Annotated in this window: 24 protein-coding genes and 2 pseudogenes; 14 read left to right on the top strand and 12 right to left on the bottom strand. The window is 60.9% G+C overall.

The genetic code is table 11. From position 1 onward, the window contains the following. The first annotated feature begins 18 nt into the window (after nucleotides 1–18). The 8 genes from WI754_RS27630 to WI754_RS27595 all read left to right on the top strand — a co-directional run bounded on the left by WI754_RS27630 (nucleotide 19) and on the right by WI754_RS27595 (nucleotide 5,207). On the top strand, nucleotides 19–159 hold the full coding sequence (locus WI754_RS27630; RefSeq protein WP_341487169.1) for a hypothetical protein: 141 nt from the start codon (nucleotides 19–21) through the stop codon (nucleotides 157–159). Nucleotides 160–170: 11 nt separating this feature from the next. Beyond that, nucleotides 171–1,208, top strand: coding sequence for a toprim domain-containing protein (locus WI754_RS27625; RefSeq protein WP_341487168.1), 1,038 nt, complete (start codon nucleotides 171–173; stop codon nucleotides 1,206–1,208). A 384-nt stretch (nucleotides 1,209–1,592) separates the two neighbouring features. Further along, nucleotides 1,593–2,537, top strand: a complete 945-nt coding sequence (locus WI754_RS27620; RefSeq protein WP_341487167.1) for a DUF2493 domain-containing protein — start codon at nucleotides 1,593–1,595, stop codon at nucleotides 2,535–2,537. A gap of 263 nt (nucleotides 2,538–2,800) precedes the next feature. Next, nucleotides 2,801–3,046: a type II toxin-antitoxin system prevent-host-death family antitoxin gene (locus WI754_RS27615; protein ID WP_341487166.1), complete on the top strand. Its 246-nt coding sequence runs from the start codon at nucleotides 2,801–2,803 to the stop codon at nucleotides 3,044–3,046. Beyond that, nucleotides 3,039–3,434, top strand: coding sequence for a hypothetical protein (locus tag WI754_RS27610; protein ID WP_341487165.1), 396 nt, complete (start codon nucleotides 3,039–3,041; stop codon nucleotides 3,432–3,434). The genes WI754_RS27615 and WI754_RS27610 overlap by 8 nt, the downstream gene beginning before the upstream one ends. 257 nt (nucleotides 3,435–3,691) lie before the next feature. Next, nucleotides 3,692–3,952, top strand: coding sequence for a type II toxin-antitoxin system Phd/YefM family antitoxin (locus WI754_RS27605; protein WP_341487164.1), 261 nt, complete (start codon nucleotides 3,692–3,694; stop codon nucleotides 3,950–3,952). A 521-nt stretch (nucleotides 3,953–4,473) separates the two neighbouring features. After that, the gene (locus tag WI754_RS27600; RefSeq protein ID WP_341487163.1) at nucleotides 4,474–4,800 is read left to right on the top strand and encodes a DUF736 family protein; all 327 of its coding nucleotides are present in this window, start codon (nucleotides 4,474–4,476) and stop codon (nucleotides 4,798–4,800) included. Between the two features lie 62 nt (nucleotides 4,801–4,862). Then, nucleotides 4,863–5,207, top strand: a complete 345-nt coding sequence (locus WI754_RS27595; RefSeq protein WP_341487162.1) for a DUF2958 domain-containing protein — start codon at nucleotides 4,863–4,865, stop codon at nucleotides 5,205–5,207. A 324-nt stretch (nucleotides 5,208–5,531) separates the two neighbouring features. On the opposite strand, the gene WI754_RS27590 is transcribed toward WI754_RS27595, so the two are convergent. Together WI754_RS27590 and WI754_RS27585 are read right to left on the bottom strand one after the other, a co-directional pair. Next, nucleotides 5,532–5,798: a WGR domain-containing protein gene (locus WI754_RS27590; RefSeq protein WP_341487161.1), complete on the bottom strand. Its 267-nt coding sequence runs from the start codon at nucleotides 5,796–5,798 to the stop codon at nucleotides 5,532–5,534. A gap of 97 nt (nucleotides 5,799–5,895) precedes the next feature. Beyond that, on the bottom strand, nucleotides 5,896–7,086 hold the full coding sequence (locus WI754_RS27585) for a DUF1173 domain-containing protein (protein WP_341488023.1): 1,191 nt from the start codon (nucleotides 7,084–7,086) through the stop codon (nucleotides 5,896–5,898). Nucleotides 7,087–7,353: 267 nt separating this feature from the next. Between WI754_RS27585 and WI754_RS27580 the strand changes: the two genes are divergently transcribed. After that, a complete protein-coding gene (locus WI754_RS27580) occupies nucleotides 7,354–7,488 on the top strand; it encodes a hypothetical protein (RefSeq protein ID WP_341487160.1) in 135 nt (44 codons plus the stop codon). A 55-nt stretch (nucleotides 7,489–7,543) separates the two neighbouring features. Here WI754_RS27580 and WI754_RS27575 read toward each other — a convergent pair whose 3' ends face one another. Then, nucleotides 7,544–7,924, bottom strand: a complete 381-nt coding sequence (locus WI754_RS27575; RefSeq protein WP_341487159.1) for a hypothetical protein — start codon at nucleotides 7,922–7,924, stop codon at nucleotides 7,544–7,546. Then, nucleotides 7,921–8,631, bottom strand: coding sequence for a ParA family protein (locus WI754_RS27570; RefSeq protein ID WP_341487158.1), 711 nt, complete (start codon nucleotides 8,629–8,631; stop codon nucleotides 7,921–7,923). Before WI754_RS27570 ends, WI754_RS27575 begins: the two co-directional genes overlap by 4 nt. A gap of 429 nt (nucleotides 8,632–9,060) precedes the next feature. Between WI754_RS27570 and mobC the strand changes: the two genes are divergently transcribed. From mobC to WI754_RS27555, 3 genes are read left to right on the top strand one after another with little or no spacing between them, the layout of a single operon-like run. Beyond that, entirely contained in the window at nucleotides 9,061–9,558 is a 498-nt protein-coding gene (gene mobC, locus WI754_RS27565) for a plasmid mobilization relaxosome protein MobC (RefSeq protein WP_341487157.1), read from the top strand. Further along, entirely contained in the window at nucleotides 9,558–11,840 is a 2,283-nt protein-coding gene (locus tag WI754_RS27560; RefSeq protein ID WP_341487156.1) for a conjugal transfer protein TraA, read from the top strand. Before mobC ends, WI754_RS27560 begins: the two co-directional genes overlap by 1 nt. Before the next feature lie 11 nt (nucleotides 11,841–11,851). Further along, nucleotides 11,852–12,016: a hypothetical protein gene (locus WI754_RS27555; protein WP_341487155.1), complete on the top strand. Its 165-nt coding sequence runs from the start codon at nucleotides 11,852–11,854 to the stop codon at nucleotides 12,014–12,016. Nucleotides 12,017–12,105: 89 nt separating this feature from the next. Here WI754_RS27555 and WI754_RS27550 read toward each other — a convergent pair whose 3' ends face one another. The 3 genes from WI754_RS27550 to WI754_RS27540 are packed head-to-tail and all read right to left on the bottom strand — an operon-like array spanning nucleotide 12,106 to nucleotide 15,719. Then, entirely contained in the window at nucleotides 12,106–13,269 is a 1,164-nt protein-coding gene (locus WI754_RS27550; RefSeq protein WP_341487154.1) for a M20 aminoacylase family protein, read from the bottom strand. After that, nucleotides 13,270–14,511, bottom strand: coding sequence for a Zn-dependent hydrolase (locus WI754_RS27545; protein ID WP_341487153.1), 1,242 nt, complete (start codon nucleotides 14,509–14,511; stop codon nucleotides 13,270–13,272). Next, nucleotides 14,508–15,719 carry a diaminopropionate ammonia-lyase gene (locus WI754_RS27540; RefSeq protein WP_341487152.1) on the bottom strand — a complete coding sequence of 404 codons (1,212 nt, stop codon included), beginning with the start codon at nucleotides 15,717–15,719 and terminating at the stop codon, nucleotides 14,508–14,510. Before WI754_RS27540 ends, WI754_RS27545 begins: the two co-directional genes overlap by 4 nt. Nucleotides 15,720–15,821: 102 nt before the next feature. On the opposite strand from WI754_RS27540, the gene WI754_RS27535 reads away from it, so the two are divergent. After that, nucleotides 15,822–16,304 carry an Lrp/AsnC family transcriptional regulator gene (locus WI754_RS27535; RefSeq protein ID WP_341487151.1) on the top strand — a complete coding sequence of 161 codons (483 nt, stop codon included), beginning with the start codon at nucleotides 15,822–15,824 and terminating at the stop codon, nucleotides 16,302–16,304. Between the two features lie 275 nt (nucleotides 16,305–16,579). On the opposite strand, the pseudogene WI754_RS27530 reads toward WI754_RS27535, so the two are convergent. From WI754_RS27530 to WI754_RS27520, 3 genes and pseudogenes are all read right to left on the bottom strand, one after another. Then, nucleotides 16,580–16,810: pseudogene (locus WI754_RS27530) on the bottom strand (DNA polymerase IV); the annotation flags it as partial. 8 nt (nucleotides 16,811–16,818) lie between these two features. After that, nucleotides 16,819–17,490, bottom strand: coding sequence for an HD domain-containing protein (locus WI754_RS27525; RefSeq protein ID WP_341487150.1), 672 nt, complete (start codon nucleotides 17,488–17,490; stop codon nucleotides 16,819–16,821). Nucleotides 17,491–17,615: 125 nt separating this feature from the next. Further along, nucleotides 17,616–18,314: a DJ-1/PfpI family protein gene (locus WI754_RS27520; RefSeq protein WP_341487149.1), complete on the bottom strand. Its 699-nt coding sequence runs from the start codon at nucleotides 18,312–18,314 to the stop codon at nucleotides 17,616–17,618. A 73-nt stretch (nucleotides 18,315–18,387) separates the two neighbouring features. Between WI754_RS27520 and WI754_RS27515 the strand changes: the two genes are divergently transcribed. Then, a complete protein-coding gene (locus WI754_RS27515; protein WP_341487148.1) occupies nucleotides 18,388–19,323 on the top strand; it encodes a GlxA family transcriptional regulator in 936 nt (311 codons plus the stop codon). 107 nt (nucleotides 19,324–19,430) lie between these two features. Here the strand turns inward: WI754_RS27515 and WI754_RS27510 are convergent. Together WI754_RS27510 and WI754_RS27505 are read right to left on the bottom strand one after the other, a co-directional pair. Then, nucleotides 19,431–19,817 (bottom strand): annotated as a pseudogene (locus WI754_RS27510) (type II toxin-antitoxin system HipA family toxin); the annotation flags it as partial. Nucleotides 19,818–20,071: 254 nt separating this feature from the next. Beyond that, complete coding sequence (locus tag WI754_RS27505; protein ID WP_341487147.1) at nucleotides 20,072–21,448, bottom strand: aspartate aminotransferase family protein; 1,377 nt, start codon at nucleotides 21,446–21,448, stop codon at nucleotides 20,072–20,074. Between the last annotated feature and the right edge of the window lie 48 nt (nucleotides 21,449–21,496).

The following is a 21,496-nucleotide window of genomic DNA, read 5'->3' as shown; positions in this document are numbered from 1 at the left end:
CACGGAGGGCGAGCGCGAATGGTTGAGGGCGATCGGGCTGTTCTGCGAGATCATCGCGTGGGAAACCCGGTTTTCGTGCCCAAGACGGGTGAGAGGCCGACGATCCTGTCGCGCCTGATGGAGCGGGATCGCCTGGTCAATGTTGCCAGCCGCCATTGAGGGAGCCAATCATGCTGTCCGCGTCAGACCTGGCGGGCCGTCTCGCACAGCATGCCGAGGCGGTCTGCCGCCACTATCTTTCGGCCGGCGTTCGCGCCGGTCATTACTGGATCGTCGGCGATGTCGCCAACAGCAAGGGCCGCTCGCTCTATGTTCATCTGACCGGCCCGCGCACCGGCAAATGGACGGATGCGGCGACCGGCCAGCATGGCGATCTCCTCGACCTTGTCCGCGAGACTTGCGGCCTCGTCGATTTCCGCGACGTCGCCCATGAAACCCGCCGGTTTCTCAGCCTGCCACAGCCGGAGCCGCAACCTGCCCTGCAGCATGAGGCGACTGGCACCCGGTCAGCCAATTGCTCGAATTCCGACCGAGCACGCCGGCTGTTCGCCATGTGCAAGCCGCTGCATGGGACGTTGGCCGACGCCTATTTGCGCCAGCGCGGCATCCTGCGGGCGTCCGCTCACGCGGCGCTCCGATTCCATCCGTCCTGCTACTATCGGGATCTCGTGACCGGCGGGACCTCGGTATTCCCCGCCCTGATCGCCGCCGTTACCGACGGAGCCGGCACGATCACCGGGGTGCACCGCACCTGGCTCGATCCGGAGCGCGGCGGAAAGGCGCCGGTCGAAGATCCTCGCCGGTCGCTGGGCGGCCTTCTCGGCAACGCAGTGCGCTTCCGCTTTCCGGTCGGCGGGCCCGTGCGGGTGTTGGCCGGCGGCGAAGGCCTGGAAACCGTGCTGTCACTCACACATGTGATGCCTGGCATGCCGATGGTGGCGGCGCTCACCGCCAATCACCTCGTCGCCTTCCGATTTCCCCCCGGTGCCGTGCGCCTCTACATCGCCGCCGACGCCGATGCGGCCGGTCGCCACGGCATCGAAGGATTGAGCCGGCGCGCGCAGGCCGCCGGCATCCTGCCGCTGGTCATCGAGCCGGAGCTCGGTGACTTCAATGAGGACCTGCGGCAACTGGGACCGGACCGGCTGAGGGAGCGGCTGCGTGAGCAGCTCATCCCGGATGACGCCATGGCCTTTCTCCCGGTTTGACGGTAGCCAGCCGAGGGAGGCAGTTGCGACTGCGCGCCATCTCGGTGCGGGCAAGGTGCTTGTCCGTCTTTCTCCAGAACAGAGCGCGCCCGCGGCCTGCCGTGAGGCGACCCCTACCACGCGACATCAGGTCCTTCTGCGGGTCAATCAGGTTTCTTCCCCGCGCCGGCGTTCTTTTTGCGTATCGGCTATTCCTCAAACCGGTTCCGGTTTCGAGCCGATACGCCAGGCCGGCGCTCCTCGCGGGTCAAGAAACCTTCTTGTCCCCGCCCGGCGCTTCGCTGGGCCGCTTCGCTTCGCTTGCGGTTCCGGACCGTCTGGCGCGTGGGAGGGGATGGCCGTCTGGCCGCGAGAGGCGCGGCCCCAATCCCAAGGAGACGAGACATGAACCTGCTGGCGCCCCTCGACGACGGCTTTGAGCCTCACCACGCATCGTCACCAACCGACCGCTTCATTTACGAAATGCAGCTCTACGGCCACCGCCCCCTCCAGGACGAGCCAGACCCACGTGGACTGCCGGAAGAGCCGGTCGTCCAGTCGGCCATCACCGCAATCTTCGACGCCTTCGTCGAGATGTTCGGCGACACGCGGCTGGAACCCGATCTCGAAGACCTGCTCTGGTCGAGCGTCAATCTCTTCCACCGCGCCGGCGAGCGCATCCAGCGCGAACTGCAGCGCAACGAGGACGCGCAGCACAGCGGGCAGGAGGAGCAGGACGGTTCCGAGGTGAAAAGCGTCGAGCTCGAACGTCTCATCGCCGAAGGCATCACGCTGCTGGAACGCCGCAACGCCTTCGAATTCATGCGCGACTATGCTGCCGACCTGTTCGGGGCTGAGACCGGTTCGACCTGGCGTCCGCGCACCGGCTCGAAGGTCAGCCATGCCAATATGACGGCGGCGATGATCGATAGCAGGGATTTCCTTTCCGCCCGCCGCCATGCAGAGACGGAGGTATTGATCCCGGCCGGTACCAAGATCGCCTTCTCCGGTGGCATGGACTACAACGATCATGAATGCATCTTTGATGCGCTCGATCGCGCCCGCGCCAAATTCCCGGACCTGGTGCTGCTGCACGGCGGCTCGCCGAAAGGCGCCGAACGCATTGCCGCCTGTTGGGCCGAAAACCGCAAGGTGACCCAGATCAGCTTCAAGCCCAACTGGACGAAGCACGCAAAGGCTGCTCCCTTCCGTCGCAACGACGACATGTTGTCGGTTATGCCCGCCGGCGTCATCATCTTCCCGGGTTCCGGTATTACCGGCAATCTCGCGGACAAAAGCCGCCGCCTCGGCATCCCCGTCTGGCGCTTCGGAGGTGTCAGTTTCCGCTAATTCGAGAACCGGCGGATCCCCGGAAATGAATCTTTCCGGGGATTTTCTGCGCTCCAGGGTGTTCCTTAATTGTGCCACCGCCGCTTCCGCGAATAGTTTGCTTCATTCTCCTCTCCCGAGCAGCACGCCCGGTTCGGTTATTAGCGCACCAGTTCACTGATTAAGCAGAGTTTCCTCAATAAGAAAAACCGATAATTGCCATTCCAATTGCGTTAATCGCATAGAATACGTATTATACGTATTTCGGCAAGGAGACCACGGCAATGAAGCAATTCACCTTCTCAGATATGAACAGAGCCTCAGGGGAAATCCTCGAAGCGGCTTTGATCGAACCTGTGACATTGACGAAGCGCGGCAAGGACAAACTCGTCATTGTGACCGCCGAGCAGTACCGCAAGCTCATCGGTTATTCCCACACCGTCGCATACGGCCTGATGGATGCTCCCGAAGAAATCCACCAGGAACTCATGACCGGTCTTGAGGATATTATCGAGGCCGACAATGCTTGAGCCAGGCCAGGTTCTCCGCTTCTTCTACCTGTGGAAGCGCCAAGCCAGAGCGGGCGAAGAATCCGGTCGTAAAGCCCGACCAGTCTGTGTAGTTGTTCGCACTGCTGCCATACCGGGCGTGGTGTTCCTGTTTCCCATTACATCTCAGTTGCCCGACACGGACCGGTTTTCTCTTGCCATCAGCCAAATGGAATGCCGTCGCGCCGGTCTGGATTTTCCGTGCTGGATTGTTCTCGACGAATACAACCGGGTCGAACTCGACAAGGCATTTGATTTCGAGTCAGCCACGCCGCTTGGTAGTTTCAGTCCCGCCTTCCTCAAGAAAATCGCGCTCACTGTCAAAAACGCGGCAGCAGCCCGAAGGCTGACTGGTGTCACGCGTAGCTGATCCCGGACGCCTGGTTTGCTAGCCCAACTGGACGAAGCACGCCAAGGCGTCTCCCTTCCGCGGCAACGACGATATGCTGTCGGTCACGCCCGCCGGCGTCATCATCTTCCCAGGCTCCGGCATTACCGGCGACCGCACCGACAAAAGCCGCCGCCTCGGCATCCAGGTCTGGCGCTTCGGAGGAGAGGGCGCGCCTGAGCGCCGTTTTCTCGCAAAGGAAAACATGGTCAATATGGAGAAACGAAAGGGGAATGCCGATGCGACAGTTTACGACACGCGATCTCGACAAGCAGGTTGGCGATGTCACCGATGCCGCCGCCCGCGAACCGGTTGTCCTCACCCGGCACAATAACCCCCGTTTCGTTCTCATGAGCTATGAGCATTACGAGCGGATGCGTGCGGGCGCCGATTCGCGCCGCGCCTACCGTGTCTCGGAAATGCCGGACGAACACGCCGTCCACTTTGATGAGGCTGTCGGACGGCTGGCGCGCGGTGAGCGCTATGACGATGAGCCGTGAGTTTCGTCCCGGCGAGGTGATCGCCATCCTTATCTCTGGGCATGGCAACGACAGCGCTCGCTCCCCGGTATTACCCATCTCTCCGTGGGCGGAGGCAGGATCGCCAATGATCGCCGCGGCTCGGAGCTGCCGGGAGCTGTACAGCCTCGCAAGGGGGACGGAGCAGTCGTGGCCGATTTCCACTCATTCGGTGATTTGATGGTGGAGCCTCGCAGGATCTGTGCTCCACCTGTTGCTAAGCGCCCTGCGGGCGAGGGCGCTGATTGAATCGTGCCATGCCTCATGCGCGCCGCATGCTTGAGACGGGCAGCATTCGGGCGGCCGATCGATGTGCTTCTCCGTTCTTCGGTTACATCAAGAGCCATTCCTTTTCCATGTCGCCTTTGTAGGCAACCCGCGGACCTAATGCGGTCAACCCCAAAGGGGTTCGCCCTCGCTTTGGCTCGGTGACCGCGGCCGTGGGCCGCCTCCTTCTGGCGCCATCGGGAATGGTTCCCGATGCAACCAAAGGAGACAGCACAATGGCCACCACGATCGCAACCCTGACCCAGAAGACCGACGGCTCGCTCGAAGGCATCTTCGCCACGATCAAGGTCAACGCCCCGATCGCCCTGATCCCGAACGCCACCAAGGCGAGCGACGTCGCTCCCGACTACAGGATCATCCACCGCCGCACCGGCTTTGAAATCGGCGCCGGCTGGTACCGCCACTCCCAGCGGACCGGCGAGGAATACCTCTCGGTGAAGCTGGAGGCTCCGGAGATCGGCGTGATCTTCGGCAACGTCGCTCCCGCGCCCGGCGGCGACGACAGCCGCAAGGTCATCCTCTGGAACGACCCTGATGCCTGAGACGTCGACCGGCCCCGCTTAGCGGGGCCGGCTTTCCAGTCCTCAATCATATGGAGCCCATCATGCAGCTCATCATCGATAACATCCGCACGAGGCTTCTGGAGAATGGCGCCCGCTTCGCGGAGGGTCCAGACTTCGACCCCGTTCCCGTGTTTAAACTGTTCACACCCGACGGCGCAGCAACCTGGCTCATTGCATCGGCCGAACCCGACGAGCCAGACATTTTGTTCGGCCTTTGCGATCTCGGGGTTGGCTTCCCCGAGCTCGGCAGCGTCAGGCTCTCGGAAATCGAAAACATCCGCGGGCTGCTCGGCCTGCCGGTCGAGCGCGACCTCGGCTTCAGGCCCAGCAAACCGATTTCTGCCTATACCAGCGAGGCAATAACGCGAGGGACTATTGTCTCCTGAAACCGCCATTGACGGAAGGTCAAGGACGGGCGTGGAGCCCGGCCTTGGCCATCGCGGTGCCACACCAGACTGCTTGGTCCACCAAGTCTGCAACGAGGTATCGGTCCTCAAGGTCGCGAGGATCCTCGAAGTTCCCTCCGCTGCGTTTCACCACGTTCCGAGAAAAATCTGCACCTCCGCACGCCGGCTCCGCCGGCAGCTGCCGGGAACCTTGATCCCGCCCACTCCATCATCAGCCGCAGCGCCATCTTCTACATCAACAAGGAGATGACACTTTCCAGTCGCATTCGGTTTTGTCATGGCCCGCTCGGCCGACATCGTCCCTCAAACCCCAAGGTGTCCACAGTTTCCCACGGGTCTGTAGCCCCTCTGGCGCTTCCTGCGCACCAGTTCCAGAAAACGCGAAGCGGCCTCCCGCTCCGTTGGAAACACCTCGCTCTTCTCGCCGCCGCGCTTACCGATCCGGCCCCAGGCGCGGACAACGGCCATCTCTCCGAACAAGGTCGGTTGGATCGACAAGGCGTAGTAGCGCGCCATATTCTTGCTCGCATCGACGCGCTGGCAATAGAGCTGAAACCGACAGTGAAACATGTCCCGGAGAATTGTAGATCCACCAGTCGGCGTCCAACGAGAGTTATGAATCGATGGGTCACGACCGATTCATTTTCGTGATGATTGCGCTGGACGCTTAACCCGGCGGGAGGCGGGGCATTTCTCCGTCATTGATCCGCCAGACCCAGGAACCAAGGTCGGGGCGTGCCTTGATCATTTCGCCCAACGCGGATTCAAACGCGTCGCCGGCGTCCGGTGGCACAAGATAGAGCGCAACGGGCACAGGTTTCGCCTCCGGTAGCGTGGCAAACGCCACCGGAAGCGAAGGCGACAAATTGAACCGAAGCCCCTTCACGCTCTTGCGCCGCATCTTCGTCAGCCTATCAAGCACACGTTCCTCGTAGACGTTGTCCATCGGCAGCCACTCGGCCGTCACCGTCATCAAAGCGATCTCATTGATTGTCGTCAGCCCTGATCCCGTCGCGCCGATCGTCATGATGGCCAGCAAATGGGAAACCTCGTTGGCCTGCCACAGTTCCAACTGAGCGCTGAAGCGGTTTTGCAACGACGTCCAGGCACGATCCTCGAGGAAAAGCGGAAAACCCGGCATATGCTTGATGATGACCTTGCGGCCGGATCGTGCCTCGCCGAACTCCTTGATCTCGCCAACCAGCAGCATCAACCTCTTCGGGCCGGGCATCTGGTAAATCTCCGCCAGCGCCACCGCGCGGCGTTGCTCGATTGCTTGTCTGTCGTCTGCCCGGAACGGTTCGGGGACGAAAAGCCGATCGACCAGCGGTTCTCCCCGCACCGTCATGGTGCGAGCCGCCTCGACAAGGTGGCTGCGAACATGCCACCAATGTCGCTTGCCAATCCAGAGCGACGTCCATTCGGTTAACCCACCCTCGTGCCAGAGGTAGTGCAGGAGCGCACGAAGCGACAGCTTGCGTGGCTCGTTCTTCGGGCGCTGCGCACTGCTTGTGACGGACAGCGACCGAGATGCCCGTTTCGTCATGGTGAAATCGAGCTTCAAGGCGGCCGCACCGGTCGAAACATCGATCTGGATCGCACTTCCGATCAGAGGTCCGAGGCCCGTCAGTTCATATGGAGGCTCATAGGATCCACATTGAGGATCGTGCGCGCGGCCGCTGAGCGGCATGCGCTTGACGATGAGCTGATCGCCGATCCGAGCAACATACATCGGCACACCCGGGTTTCGGCAAAGGCATAGGGGTCGCCGTTCCTTCTCGTATGCGATCGCCAGGCGATCGGCAAAATCCTCGCTTCGTTCTTTGACGATCTCTTCTGCGATCTGAAACGTGCGCACCAAGTCTTGCCTCCAGCTGTTTGAACGTCTGCGACGTTCACGGGTGGCACACGAGACTAAAACCTGTCTGTTCAGTGCCGGTTATTGTCTGTGAGGGAAAAAGCCGCCTCAAGGTCGCGCGGCCCCTCCAATTTTGCCTCCGCTCTGCTCCGACAAAATCGGCTCCTCCACGCACCGGCTCCGCCGGTCGCTGACGCGAACCTTGACCCGTCTTCTCCCCTCACAGCCGCGATCGCCATCTTTCACAAACGTCAAGGAGACGAAGAGATGACGATCGAACAGCACATCGAAGAGCTGCGCGCCGAACTCCGCAACGCCCCGACAATCGAGGAGCGCCGCCAGATCGAGGCGGAACTCAAGGCGGCGCTCGAAGCACTCACCGAGAAGAACCCGCCCGACTGAGGGCAGTTCTCCACTCTGCCGCAGGTATGTCGCGGCGCCTTCTTTGCCGACCTCGTCAGTAGCCATTTTCCGTCAGATAATAGTCGAGCGCTGCTTTCACCACCGCCGTCATCTTCAGATCGTTTTCCAGCGCTGACCGCTGCAGGCGCGCCTTCAAGTCGTAGTCCAGGGCAATATTGATGAAGAATTTTACGTTGCGCTGCTTCGTGCGCTTCAGGTTCTTCAAGCTGTAGCGCACATCCTCTTGCGCTATCGCACGTGCTTCGGCCGTCTCGCGTCGTTGTTGCTTGCTGGGCTTCGGCAGCATCGGCCCCACGGTTCCGTCCGTCGTCGGAGCACTGGCTGCTGCGGTCGTATCGGAATTCGCTTGCGGCTTCGGTTCTGTCCTGCGCGACGCGATGGAGAAATCCTGGAGATCGAGGCCCGCCTTGCTCATGCCGCACCTTCCGAACTGTTGGATGCCCGGTACCGCTCGATCTCTTCGACCAGTGCCTGAACCTCAATCCTTGCCTTTCGAACCGGATCCGTCAGCTCCTGCATCTGCAGGGTTCCCAGACCGTTCTGGATCTCGCGATAAATGTTGCGCTCGAACAGCTCGGTGTCGAGAAGTCGTGTTCGATATTCCGCGGCTACGAGACCGGCAACAAATGGCCTTATATAACGGTAGGCTTCGAGGTTGCGTCCAGGCATCGAAATGCGCGTTCGGACATTGACATGGGCAATACTCAAGCCGAACCGGTCATTGATCTCGTTGACCGCAGCGACAGCCTGGCCCGCAGCCTCAAGTTCCTTGATCGCCGGCTGAATGGGCGAGATCACCAATTCCGCGGAACGGATAATTGTCGTCTGCAACGAGCTGTCAACGCCGGGCGCGTCTATGATGACGAGATTGAACGCACGGCCGAGGTCATCGATTGCCTGCTCGATCGACCGTTGCGTTAAAGCGACCGTGACCACGATGTGGTCGGGAACGTTGTTCTTCTCTGCGCATAGTTTCCACCAGCCCGAGAGATTTTGCCGGTTGTCCGCATCGATAAGCAGGACGCGCTCACCACGCAGCGCATATTCACCAGCCAGCAACGTCACAAGCGTCGTCTTTCCGGCTCCGCCTTTGTTGCTCACTGCCGCATACGTTCTGGTCATAGGTCGCTTCCCGATCGCGGTGACGATCGCCGCATCATGCCTCGAACGGCCGGATGCGTGCAAGCAAATAGTGAATACAGCATATTCATATCGATGACGCGGATGTTTTTGAACTACAGGTCCGGTCTACAGTGTGGACTATATTCCACACTCCCCAATTGCACGCCACAAACACATTGTCGCAATGGAGCGAGTGGATGTAGGTTTACTCACTACATTCATACAAATCAAATCGTTATGGCGGATGTAGGTGGTGCTGGTCGCGTCGGTCCGTGCACCTGGCCTGCGGCGATCGGTTCGGCTGTGCGGCGCGCGCCAAGGCTGTCGACGGCCGGAGGTCGGGCGTGGATCGTCATGCATCGACTTGAACATATGTTACCGATTCGGTACTGTTGTTTTTGGCAGGATACGCAAATTTGTGATACAAATTTGCTGACGATCGACGGACGGGCCGTCGATGGGCCTGCGGCCGGCTTCGAGGAAGGTCCGATGCGCGCGTTGACACCCAGGGAAAGCGGTATCGCCGGCGCTCGCGTTGGCTCTGGACGGGACGGGCGAACCGAGCGCAAGGACAGGGTGGTTCACGCCCGCTTCAGCGCCACAGAAATGGCCAGGATCGACGATGCTGCCGCAAGCGCGGGACTGACGATTTCGGCGTTCATGCGGTCGCTGACGCTGGAGGGGGCCGGCGTGCGTCCCTTCCTCACGCCGGAGGATCGCGCCATCCTTGGCCTGCTTCTGTCCGATCTCCAAGCCGTCGGCGTCAACCTCAACCAGCTGGCGCGGGCGGCAAACCGGAGAGAACCCGGTCGGCCCGAGGCGGAGAGGGCGGTGATCGCTGATGGTCAGCGTGCCGTCGCCGCACTGCTGCTTGAGCTCCGGTCATTCGCCGCGCGTGGCACTCGAATGCGGGTGGGGAGAGCCTGATGGAGTTTTTCCTGGGAGCGTTCACCGCCGAATGGGAGAGCCGTAAGGCAGCCTTTCTCCATGATCTGTCGCTGGGGCGGCGGCCATCGTCGGATGAGGACGAGCGCCGGCGCCGGGGAGGGGCTGCCGGCACTTCGGAGCTGGTAGGTGGATCGAAAGGTCGGGGAGGCGGATTCCGGGTGGGAGGAAGGGATCGCCCGGGATTGGGAGCCGGCATGCATCGTCGCGCCGATCGGCCGATGCGGGCGCGATTTGCCGGCCTTGCCTCCGGCAGTCAGCCGGCCGTGGTGAAGATGGCGTCGTTCGGTGGCGGCGGGCGAGTGGCGGCGATGATCACCTATGTCTCGCGCAACGGCGATGTCGTGGTCGAGAACGAACGCGGCGAGCAGCTCCGGGGGCGTGATCAGCTTTCCGCGGTGGGCAGCGAGTGGGATCACCTGATGAACAACCGGGCCGAGAGCCGGGACATCGGGTTGTTTCATGTCGCCGTCACAGAGGACGGCCGTGGCGGTGATGACGTGTTCGCGCGGGCGCGGCAGATCGTGACGCAGGGTCTGGGCGACGGTGCCTTTGCCTTTGCGGTGAGCGAGCGCTCGGATGGCAGTGGCTTCGATATCGAAGGAATGGCTGTGCTTCGTCGCCCGGGAGGAGAGCGCCTGACAGCCGACGCGAAGGCAAGCGCAATCGTGCAGCAGCGCCTGGATGCGAGCCTTGCCGAAGACGCGAGCGCAAAGTTCCAATTCACCGGCTACGGCAATGGCACGGACTACGGCGCCAGCCGTCTGCGGTCGCTCGTCGAAACCCACACGGGCAATGTCCAGGATGAGCAGGGGCGGTCGATCTCCGACGCCAAACAGGCCGGCGATCTCGTCCAGCTGGAATGGCGGCATCAGCTGCATAGCCGCAAGCCGCGCGATGTCATGCATCTCATCCTGTCGGCACGGGCGGGTACCGATGTGACGGCCTTCCAGGATGCGGCCCGCGACTTTCTCGGGAGCCAGTTTGCCGGCCACCGGTATGTGTTTTCGCTGCACGACGCTGTAAGCGATCCCAAGGCGCAGGAGGCGGGGGGCAAGCGTCCGCATGTGCATGTGCATGCCATCGTCGCGATGCGCTCGGATGGCGGCGACCGGATCGAGACGACCATTTCGACGTTTCGGCAATGGCGGCTGACGATGGCCGAGAAGGCCCGGATGCACGGCATTGCCATGGAAATGACCGATCGCCGGGACCGGGCCAGCCCGGCGGCCTATTCCAAAAACCAGGTGCGGCCGGTGAACACCATCGGTCGCACCGACCATGAGGCAACCAGTGAGGCGGCACAGCGTCGTTACGACGCGAAGCGGGCAGATCTGCCAAGCAGCATTCCCCATACCGCTCGCAGCCAGACCTATACCAGAGCCGCCCAACAGGAATGGCTCGAATTCGGGCGGTCGCAGCTGTCTCAGCCCGTACGAGAGTTTGTTGACGCTCAGCTGAGCCGGCTTGACGATCGCAGCCTGGCGGCTGACCCGCAGCTGTCGGGACAGGGTGAGAAACCCAATTCTGGTGCGCAATCCAGAACAGATTTGCTGACGTTGGTCGAACTTGTTTCGGAGGGTGACGATATGCGCCACATGACACGACCTGAATTCGAGGCTTACGAGAAGCGGGTCGAAACCGCACTGTTGCAGGCGGAACGGGCAATGCCGGCGGCGGAGCGCGCCGGTTTAGAGGCGATCGCGACGGCGGCCCGCGAGCATGTCAATGTGCGGCGAGAACTCGTCGAACTCGTCGAGCACAGAGATCGCGGCGGCGATCAGCAGGATCGCAGCACGGCTGGCAGCGACCGCGAAGATGAAAGACAACGATGGAACGATGCGGTTGCACGCTACGGCCGCGCGGCGGCCGAAGCGGCAAACGCGGTTCTCGTTGATGTCGAACGGTCTCGCGACGCACTGGAGCGGGCGGAAGCCGGGGCGCCTGACACGATCCGGGCGTTGAAGCAGGCGCTCGATACGCAGTTGCTGAAGGCAGCCGAGCTCGGGGCTGCCGGCAACGGGCTGATCCGCGACGTCGCCGACGTCGACGAGGCGCTCAGGAACATGTTGCAGGCGGTCGAACGCGAACGGCAGAAAGCCGACCGTGAACAGACCGCAGCAAGATCCGAACGATCCGAGCCGGCTGCCAATCCGGAGCGCGGTGCTCCAGCGGGTGGATCCGGACGGGAGGCAGACGTGCAAAACCGCCGGATCGACGGCGACACGAAGGCGCGAAATGAACATGATGATCGGGAACGGTAGGAACAGGTCTGATGTCTGGTGACGATAGGCGCATCATTGTCGTCGAAGATGATCGCAAGGCGATGGACGGGATCGCGACCGTATTCGGGGTCGTGTTCGTCGTCGTCATGGGGATCGCGGTGATCGACCATGCCCTCACATTGGCTTGGTCGGCTGTCTGTGCGTGGCTCAATTGACGGGTTGCGTCGCGGACAACTGCAGGCCGCCTTGCCCCAATTCAACTTGTCAACAAATTCGCAAGGCAGTTTCCGCCGACTTTTTAAAGTCACGCAGACGAAGGCAGCCGTTGACGCACGATAGCGACATGGAACTTCGAGCCGTAAAGGAGACCGTGGTCATTGAAGTCGAATGTGGGGTTATGCAGCGGCGCAGAGTCCTTGCCGTTGCCAACGAAGGCGAAGACACCCGGTACGTGTTCGAGAAAGCGGGCGAAGTCCTCGGACCCGGTCATCGGTTCGTCTGCAACGTGGACTTCCTTGGCATCGAAGACAGTCCGCGCGGCAGCAAAGGCTTCCTCGACGAGGGTGGCGTCGTTTAAGAGAGGTACGAATTCCCGTGTATAGGTCACCTCCGCCCTGACGTTGTGCGCCAGTGCTGTTCCTTCGGCAATGATCCTCATCTGCTTTTCGATAGTCGCGCTGATCTCTGGACGAAAGCTCCGGGCATCGCCGAGGATTCGTGCCAAGCCAGGGAGTGCGTTGCGGGTCCCGTCTGTAACCAGTTCGGTGACGGAGAGGACACCGACATCGGTCGGGCTCAGTCGTCTTGAGACGATGGTTTGCAGATTGGTCACGAGTGCGCAGGCAGCAACAAGCACTTCATTGCCCCAGTGCGGGCGCGCCGCATGTCCGCCAACGCCTTTCAGAACGATCTCGAAGTTGTCCTCGGCCGACATGATGGCCCCTGCACGTGTTTCAAAGCGCCCGATGGGAAGTCCGGGCATGTTGTGCAGCCCATAGATTTCCTCAAACGGAAAACGCTCCAACAACCCGTCGTCGAGCATGGCGAGAGCGCCTTTGCCCCATTCCTCAGCAGGCTGGAAGATGAAGCGCACGGTTCCGTCGAAGCCACCTTCCTCCGATAACATCTTGGCGGCTCCGAGAAGCATGGTCGTGTGGCCGTCGTGGCCGCAGGCATGCATGATGCCTGGATTGCGTGAGCGGTAGGCGTGATCACTCTGCTCAGCGATTTTTAGCGCATCCATGTCCGCACGCAGGGCAATCGCGCGATTGCCCGTTCCTCGCTTCAACGTGCCAACGACGCCCGTCCCGCCGACACCCTCTGTCACGTCGTCCAGGCCGAATTCCCGAAGCTTGGCGGCAACGAATGCCGAGGTCCTTTTCTCCTCGAAACCGAACTCCGGATAGGCATGGAGCTCCCGACGCCATGCCGTCATCTCTGCGTGCAAATCGTTCATTTCGGCAGCCATCTACTCTTCCTCTCTGGCAAACTGCCGGACGACGTCCAACAGGACGTTCGCACCCGCAACCAAGTCGCCGTCCGTTGTGAACTCTTTCGGGTTGTGGCTGATTCCGCCGACGCTGGGTACGAAGATCATAGCCGATGGAGCGATCCGCGCGATCATTTGAGCATCGTGTCCTGCCCCCGACGTCATGCGTCTGCAGGTCAGGCCGCGATCCTTGGCCGCCTTCTCAATCAATCCAACAATTTTCGCATCGAACTTCACGGGTTCGAAACGGGCCAGGCGCTCCACCGACACGCTCACCTGCTCTTCCTCAGCCAGCCTGTCGAGGAAGGCTACCAACTCAGCTTCTTCAGCCTTGAGACGGTCCTCGTCGGGATCGCGCAGGTCGACGGTAAAGGCTGCGCGCGAGGGGATCACGTTGATCGCATTCGGTTCGAAGCTCATGCAGCCGACGGTCGCCACCGTTGGTGTGTTCGATGCGATTGCCCTGTCATGCAAGAACGTGATGACACGTGCGGCGGCGTGGCCAGCATCGCGCCGCATTGACATCGGTGTCGTTCCCGCGTGGTTGGCATCGCCGTCTATGGTGACCCTCTGCCATGAAATGCCCTGCAGGTTCTCGACCGCGCCGATCAAAATGCTTTCTCGTTCAAGAACAGGACCTTGCTCGATGTGAAGTTCGATATAGGCATGGGGTTGCAGAAATCCCGGTTCCTCAGGTCCCGCGTAGCCGATGCGTTCGAGTTCCTCTCCGAGAGTGGTTCCATCGGTTCCCATGGTCGCAAGTGCGTCCTCGACGCCAAGACCCCCTGCGTAAACGAGCGATCCCATCATGTCCGGCGCGTAACGCACGCCTTCCTCGTTTGTGAAGGCGGCAACGGCTATCGGCCGCGACGGGACAAAGCCTTGTGCTTTCATTGTCTCGACGACTTCGAGTCCGGATAGAACGCCATAGCAGCCGTCGTACATCCCGGCGTTGACGACGGTGTCGATATGGGAACCAAGCATCAGGGGCGGACGATCACCCGTACCTTCAGGTCTCCAGATGCCGAACACGTTTCCGATCCGGTCTACGGCAACGTCGAGACCAGCATCCTTCACCCAGGCCACGAACCGGTCACGGCCAAGCTTTTCTGAGTCCGAGGCCGCGAGACGTACCAGCCTGCCATCACCGTCGCGGCCAATTTCGCCAAGTTCTCGAATACGCCCGAGTAGACGATTGGCATTGATCGACTGATTGCTCACGCGCTCGCTCTTCTATTGATGCCTGCTTCGACCTGTTCCGGCGTCGCGCCGACAAGTTCCGCATATTTGTCCGGGTCCGTCGCACCCTCGGTGTTGATCAGGAAAACACGGGAGTTCTCATCCAAACCGATTGCGGCCTTTATTTCAGGATCGGAGGCAGCCTTGATCAGCGCCGCAAGACCAACGCCCCCGCTTTCGCCCGCCACGATCGCAGGATCGTTGCCCAAGGGGTTTGCAAGCGCCTTCATCACAGATATCGCATCCGCTTCGCCCACGGTCATGAACCCGTCGGCAACGCGGGACAGGATGCGCCAGGCGACCAGCGACGGTTCATAGCATTCCAGCATGGCCATAACGGTCGGTTCACCGTGGGCAATCCTGACGGCATGGCCGGCCTTGGCACTTTCGAAAAGGCACGCCGCACGTGCGGGATCGACGACTATGAATGTCGGCCGTCTGTCTCCGAACTCGATAGCCATGTAGCCCGCCACAGATGCGGCAATACCGCCGACACCTGACTGAATGAAAACGTGCGTCGGCGTCTCGGCCATCTGCCGCAACGCCTCGCGAACCAGTGCGGTGTAGCCCTGCATGACCAGACCTGGAATACGTTCGTACCCCGACCAGGAGGTGTCCGACACGATCGTCCAACCCCTCTCTTCGGCGACGCGCGCGGCTTCTCGAACAGAATCGTCATAGGTGCCGTCGACCCGGACCATTTCCGCACCGAACCGGGCGATCGCGGCGACCCGCTCGTCGCTAACGCCGGAATGCACGAAGATCGCGGCCTTCGCACCCACGAGCTGCGCCCCTTGAGCGACGGATCGACCGTGGTTGCCGTCGGTAGCACAGGCAACGGTCATCGTTTTAGCCACCGCCACGACCTCTGGGGCGTGCAATTCGGAGACGTCGACGGCACGGCCAAGCGCTTTTTCGGCTGCTTCGAGGACAAGACGGATAACAGCGTAGGAACCCCCGAGCGCCTTGAAACTGCCAAGCCCGAGACGATGGCCCTCATCCTTGAAGAAGATGGAAGCGACACCGATTTTCGTCGCCAGCGCGGAAAGCGGTCTCAGGGGAGTAGGCGAGTGGTTGTCTCGGAAGGACAAAAACCGTTCGACCTTGATGGCGGCGTCGATACCGAGCGTTTCGGCGTCATTGGCAATCAGCGGCTTGCCATAGTCAGGTGTTTTGTTGAGCAGGAACATGTCAGCCTCATTGATAGTTGGCTGAAGGATATTGCAAAGGAGGCGAAAAGTGCGCTGAATATTGGCGACATTTTTGCAACTTTGTTTCATCGGAGGGTGGGTTTGAATAAGTCCGGTCCGTTTCAGCCGTTGGATGCCCACGACAGGAAAATCCTTGAAATCCTCCAGAAGGACAACGGGACACCGCAGCGGGAGATCGGAGCAGCGATTAATCTGTCCGCGCCAGCGGTGCAGCGCCGCATTAAGCGAATGGAGGAAAGCGGGATCATCCAGGCAAATGTCGCCATCATCGATCCCGCCTCCGTCGGGCAGTCCATCACCATCTTCGTCGAGGTCGAGGTGATCAGCGAAACCGCGGATAGGATCGAGGACGCGAAGCGAGCGTTCGCCTCCGCGCCTGAAATCCAGCAATGCTACTACGTGACTGGAGAGGCTGACTTCGTTCTTGTGATTGTCGTGCCCACAATGGCAGACTACGAAGCGCTTACGCGGCGCCTGTTTTTCGGCAACAACAACGTCAAGCGCTTCCGGACGTTCGTGGCGATGGACCGGGTGAAAGTGGGGTTGACTGTTCCCGTTGGCTAGTGGCTGGACAGACATCGCCGACGAAGAGGCTTCCGGCTGAACCGGAGCCTGCTCTCTAATCACAATAGGTGAAGATGAGATCTGCAACGATGGGTCCACGGTTCGAATCCCAAGAGCTCCGAGAGCAGTATGGAACACGAACCGCCTTTGTGACGCGGCGGCGCGCACGGCGGCGCCGGACGGAAGAACAAGTGGTTACTTGTTGAGGCGTTCGTCAGACATTTCATCGACCTTTACCGCGACCCCTCTTTGGCGGAGCAAATAGCCGCCACAGTGGACTGGTTGAGACCGGTGACGTGATTCATTTTCGCGCGGATCTCCGGCGCAATCTCCATGGCAGTCTCCGTGCCCCTTTTTAGGTTGTCGGTCACATCCAGATAGGCCTCAATCAGCGACAGCGGCTCGGTCAATGGCGTATACTCCATACACGCTAGGACCGCCTGGTAGTGTGGCGGCACGACGATCAACTTCGGGCATCTTCGCTTCGCGGTGACCGACGGCATCGCTTGCTCGCCTACTCGTCAAAGGGCGCTTGCTCTAGAAAATCAACCGGCGACGCTCGCTTGTACCCTGGCACATATCTCAGGCCGAAGTCCGCGATGAAATTATCTCTTGTTGTGTCCGGGTGGTTCTTGGCAATGCCGCAGAGGCATGTCGTTAGCTGTTTCTTCATGTTAAGGCGAGGATAGGCTGACAGGATGACTTTCTTGTTGTCATCGCCAAGGTCCCCATACCCAGCGCCGCCGTAGTCGCATCCGATACCGCTCAAGGTGCAGACGACGTCGGTTCCCTTGTGTCGTCCGATCGATCCCGTGGTGTGCAGCGCGATTGCGTCCCATATTGTTTCTGCGCGGCGCTCGCCCATGTCATGTTCGAGGGCGAAGCGGCGACCGATGTCCGCGCCCACAACCTCAAAACGGCGATCGGGAGCGCCGCCATATGCAAGGCCCAGATCATGCAGGAGCACTGCCACCGCGACGAGTTCCGCATCGGGAGTAAGCGAGCGCTGTTGCGACAACTTGGCACCGTACAGCCAAGAGCGCACAACATGATGGAAAAGCCAGGGCGGCGAGTCGTCCTGGGCTCGCGCGTAGGCATCCCGAACGGCTTGGCTGTCGGGTAAGTCCAGATCCAACTCCCGGCCTACTGCTAGCGCATCGCTGAAATCAGGTTTCTCGCTGCTCACATCTCACTCCATGGGTGATGTTACACGTGGTTTGCGGAACCGATCGGCACAGCTGGATCGGATCGACCTCACGGCAACTCGCGTTTCGACAATCACTGCGTCGGCGTTCACACGAACCTGGGATCTCAGGCGTGACGGCTGACGCGATGTGAGCCTACCCAGGCATCAAGCCGAGCGCGCCGTTCAGCTCGGTTCGCCGCCGTGCGCGCATTCACCGCCTCCAATATTTCTGCTGGCGCGGTGTCCGGGCGGCCGGAATTGAAGGGCGGTTGAGGGGCATATTCCAAGCCCAGTTGCACCATTTCCGCCACGCGCTGCCCGCGCAGTTCGGCAACAAGGGCCAGAACGAAATCGATGCCGGCCGTGACGCCGCCTCCGGACAGGAGGTTGCCGTCCCTCACGATGCGGCTCTCGTCAATGATCGCGCCGAAGGTTGGAAGCAGTTCCCGCCACGCCCAGTGGCAGGCCGCACGGCGGCCGTTAAGAAACCCGGCGGCGCCTAGAATAAGCGAGCCGGAGCAGACGGAGGTCAGATAGCGCGCAGTCGCTCCGAGCCGGATGATCTGTTCGAGGTAGAGATCGTTTTCAATGGCAGCGATACAGCCGCCACCGCCCGGCACCAGGAGTACGTCGCACGACTCGATGGCGGCCAAGTCCTCCAGATTCGTGAATGTCAGGCCGTCCGCCGCGATCGATTGTCCTCCCAGCGAGGCCACTCGAATCTGGAGGTCGGGCGTACGCGAGAGAAACTGGTGGGGACCCGTGAAATCGAGTTGGGTCACCCCGTCGTAGACCGGCATTACTACACTAATTGGTTCTGACATCGCATGTTCTCCTGATCGAAAACTACAGCCGAGAGCATTTGACCAAAAGGCCATAGTTCCCTACCTTTCGGCCATGCGCAGAATCGGCTTCTATGTTTCTTCGGGGTTTCAGATGCTCGACCTCGCCGGCCCGGCGGGGGCGTTTGAAGCGGTAAATCGCCAACTTGGAATATCCGCCTATCGGATCCAAGTGCTCGCAGTGGACGCGGGTGACGTGACGAACAGCCTTGGCATGGCGACGCCTGCCACATCGCTCGACGACGCCGAGCTCGATACACTCGTCGTCATCGGCGGACCGATTGATCAGCTTCCTTCCGCAGACACGCTGACCCGCATTGTCGAGGCTTCGAAGCGAAGCCGGCGCGTCGCAAGCGTTTGCACCGGCGCGTTTACCCTCGCGGCCGCAGGACTGCTGAATGGGCGTCGAGCGACGACGCACTGGCAATACGCAGCGCGCCTCCAACGGGACTACCCGTTGATCCATGTTGAGGCAGACCGCATCTTCTGTCGCGACGGCAATGTGTGGACCTCGGCTGGTATCACAGCCGGCATCGATCTCGCGTTGGCGTTGATCGAGGAGGATCACAGTTTTGCGGTTGCCAAAGGCGTGGCGCAGCATCTTGTCGTTTACCATCGCCGCCACGGCGGCCAATCGCAATTCGCAGCCTCCGTCGATCTTGCGCCAAGGAACGATCGGCTGGCCGCCGCGATTGGTTATGCCCGCGATCACATTGCGGAAGCGCTCTCGGTTGACCGTTTGGCGGAGGCCGCGGGCATGAGCCTTCGGCAGTTCAGCCGCGTATTCCGAGCACAGACTGGGACAACGCCCGCCCGTGTGGTCGAACGGCTCCGTGCGGATCTGGCTCGTGGTCGGATTGAGACGACCGGCGAATCTGTCGAAGGCATTGCCGAGGCGGTCGGTTTTGGCGACGCGGAAAACATGAGGCGGGCCTTCATCCGCATCTACGGGCAGCCGCCTCAATCGATCAGGCGCGCGGTGCGAAGTTAGAGCTGCGGCCACCAGTCGAAGCAGCCGCAAACCGAGAAGCAATGGGGCACCGGATAGTTTGGTGTTTCCTCAAGAACCTCGAACACGTTGTAGATAGGACCGTCTGGACGGATGCGGAAGGCTTCCAGAAAACGCTGCCGCAGCGAAGACACGTCCACGCGCAATTCGCCCATGTCGTCGCCGATCACCGCATGGTCCGGCGCTTTATTCTGGATGATTTCGAGCGTCCGGATACGCCGCCGCTGCACGCGGCGGCCGGTCAGGAACAGCCGGCCATCACGCATCGGGCCGAGCAGTACGGCGCTGGCGGCGGACAAGTAGGCGTTCGGATAGAGATATTTAGCGATGCGCACCGCGTGGGTCCGTACAGTCAGATCTATATCGTCGTCGGCATCGACATAGATACCGCGCATCAGCTGGACTAGCTTTCCAGCCTCCGCCTGGCGGTGGCCGCGCATTTTATCGATGTTTTCGCCTACGAGATGGAGGGGCATCTATGCAACTTTCCCGTATTTCAGATACGCGATAGTTTCATGTCGCGGTATTGCCACGTATCCGCGTCTGACGCCTAAGTGACTGATCTGGAGATAACATTCATATTGAAGTCCATAATTGACCGTTGGCCGTTAATCGACTGAGATCTAAGCGGCTGCCAACGGGAATCTCCAGTTCAAATCCTTTCAAGGCGGCCGTATGATTGCAGCACACGGTCGCAAGTGTCCTTTCTTTTTTGAACGTGAGCCAGCGCTCAGCGGCCGAACACGGATTCAATTGCCCCTGCCGCCGCCTTGACGATGATATCGGCTTCCTCGCGGGTCAGGCAGAGAGGCGGCGCGAAGCCGAGGATGTCCCCCTGCGGCATGGCGCGGCCGATCACGCCGCGTTCGAGAAGGGCTGCCGACACCTGGGGGCCGATCTTCTTCGACGCGTCAAAGAATTTGCGATCGTCCTTGTCCTCGACGAATTCTACGGCCGCCATCAGCCCGTCGCCGCGCACGTCGCCGACGTTCCTGTGACCGGAAACGGCCTTTGCCAGCTCGGCGCAGAAATAGGCACCGGTGGAGCCGGCATTCTCGACAAGGCCGAGTTCATCGATGAGTTCCAGATTGGCGAGGCCGGCGGCGGCACAGATCGGGTGAGCGGAATAGGTCCAGCCGTGGCCGATGGCGCCCATCCTGTCGGAGCCCTCAACCAACACCTGCCATATCTTTTCCGACACGATCGAGCCGGAAAGGGGGGCGTAGGCGGATGTCAGGCCCTTGGCGATGGTGATCAGGTCCGCCTTGATACCATAATGATCCGAGCCGAACATGCTGCCGAGGCGGCCAAAGCCGGTGACGACTTCGTCGGCGACCAGCAGGATGTCGTATTTCTCGAGCACCGCCTGGATCTTCTGCCAGTAACCGGCAGGCGGCGGAACGATACCCCCAGTCCCCAGGATCGGCTCGCCGATGAAGGCGGCGATCGTGTCCGGGCCTTCCGCGATAATCATCTCCTCCAGCTTGTCGGCACAATGTTGAGAGAATTGCTCTTCGCTCATCAACCGATCCGGGCGCCGGAAATAATAGGGCGCCTCCGTGTGCAGGATCGGCGCGCGCGGCAGGTCGAACAGATTGTGGAAGAGTTCCAGCCCGGTCAGTGACCCGGTCATGACCCCGGAACCGTGATAGCCGCGCCAGCGCGAGATGATTTTCTTCTTTTCCGGGCGGCCCAGAATGTTGTTGTAGTACCAGATGAGCTTGATGTTGGTTTCGTTCGCATCCGAGCCTGACAGACCGAAATAGACGCGTGTCATGTTTTTCGGCGCGCGATCCATGATCATCTTCGACAGCGTGATCGAGGCGTCCGTGCCATGGCCGACATAGGCATGATAATAGGCGAGGTTTTTCGCTTGCGCGGCAATTGCATCCGAGATTTTCTGGCGGCCGTAGCCGACATTGACACAGTAGAGCCCGGCAAAGGCATCCAGGCTGGTGCGGCCATTGGTATCGGTGATGTAGACGCCTTCGCCGCCCGCGATGATGCGGGTCGGCGTTTCGCCGCGCGCGTGCATACCCATATGGGTGGACGGATGGAAGAAATGGTCGCGATCCCAGGCGGTCATTTCGTTGCTGTGTTCGGACATGGTCGGATTCCTTGTGTCTGTGTTCAATGAGTGCGTCTCGCGGGGGGG

Source organism: Pararhizobium sp. A13 (assembly GCF_040126305.1).
In the GTDB taxonomy this organism is placed as follows: Bacteria; Pseudomonadota; Alphaproteobacteria; order Rhizobiales; family Rhizobiaceae; genus Pararhizobium.
Note: the sequence above shows the minus strand (reverse complement) of the source record. Positions and strands in the feature narration are given on the sequence as shown.

Coding starts and splice junctions, on each gene's coding strand:
- WI754_RS27615 (WP_341487166.1), top strand. CDS start 2,801: ATGAAGCAATTCACCTTCTCAGATATGAACAGAGCCTCAGGGGAAATC.
- WI754_RS27590 (WP_341487161.1), bottom strand. CDS start 5,798: ATGTTTCACTGTCGGTTTCAGCTCTATTGCCAGCGCGTCGATGCGAGC.
- WI754_RS27520 (WP_341487149.1), bottom strand. CDS start 18,314: ATGTCAGAACCAATTAGTGTAGTAATGCCGGTCTACGACGGGGTGACC.
- WI754_RS27540 (WP_341487152.1), bottom strand. CDS start 15,719: ATGTTCCTGCTCAACAAAACACCTGACTATGGCAAGCCGCTGATTGCC.
- WI754_RS27610 (WP_341487165.1), top strand. CDS start 3,039: ATGCTTGAGCCAGGCCAGGTTCTCCGCTTCTTCTACCTGTGGAAGCGC.
- WI754_RS27600 (WP_341487163.1), top strand. CDS start 4,474: ATGGCCACCACGATCGCAACCCTGACCCAGAAGACCGACGGCTCGCTC.
- WI754_RS27505 (WP_341487147.1), bottom strand. CDS start 21,448: ATGTCCGAACACAGCAACGAAATGACCGCCTGGGATCGCGACCATTTC.
- WI754_RS27515 (WP_341487148.1), top strand. CDS start 18,388: ATGCGCAGAATCGGCTTCTATGTTTCTTCGGGGTTTCAGATGCTCGAC.
- WI754_RS27630 (WP_341487169.1), top strand. CDS start 19: ATGGTTGAGGGCGATCGGGCTGTTCTGCGAGATCATCGCGTGGGAAAC.
- WI754_RS27580 (WP_341487160.1), top strand. CDS start 7,354: ATGACGATCGAACAGCACATCGAAGAGCTGCGCGCCGAACTCCGCAAC.
- WI754_RS27555 (WP_341487155.1), top strand. CDS start 11,852: ATGTCTGGTGACGATAGGCGCATCATTGTCGTCGAAGATGATCGCAAG.
- WI754_RS27625 (WP_341487168.1), top strand. CDS start 171: ATGCTGTCCGCGTCAGACCTGGCGGGCCGTCTCGCACAGCATGCCGAG.
- WI754_RS27620 (WP_341487167.1), top strand. CDS start 1,593: ATGAACCTGCTGGCGCCCCTCGACGACGGCTTTGAGCCTCACCACGCA.
- WI754_RS27595 (WP_341487162.1), top strand. CDS start 4,863: ATGCAGCTCATCATCGATAACATCCGCACGAGGCTTCTGGAGAATGGC.
- WI754_RS27560 (WP_341487156.1), top strand. CDS start 9,558: ATGGAGTTTTTCCTGGGAGCGTTCACCGCCGAATGGGAGAGCCGTAAG.
- WI754_RS27575 (WP_341487159.1), bottom strand. CDS start 7,924: ATGAGCAAGGCGGGCCTCGATCTCCAGGATTTCTCCATCGCGTCGCGC.
- WI754_RS27605 (WP_341487164.1), top strand. CDS start 3,692: ATGCGACAGTTTACGACACGCGATCTCGACAAGCAGGTTGGCGATGTC.
- WI754_RS27570 (WP_341487158.1), bottom strand. CDS start 8,631: ATGACCAGAACGTATGCGGCAGTGAGCAACAAAGGCGGAGCCGGAAAG.
- WI754_RS27550 (WP_341487154.1), bottom strand. CDS start 13,269: ATGGCTGCCGAAATGAACGATTTGCACGCAGAGATGACGGCATGGCGT.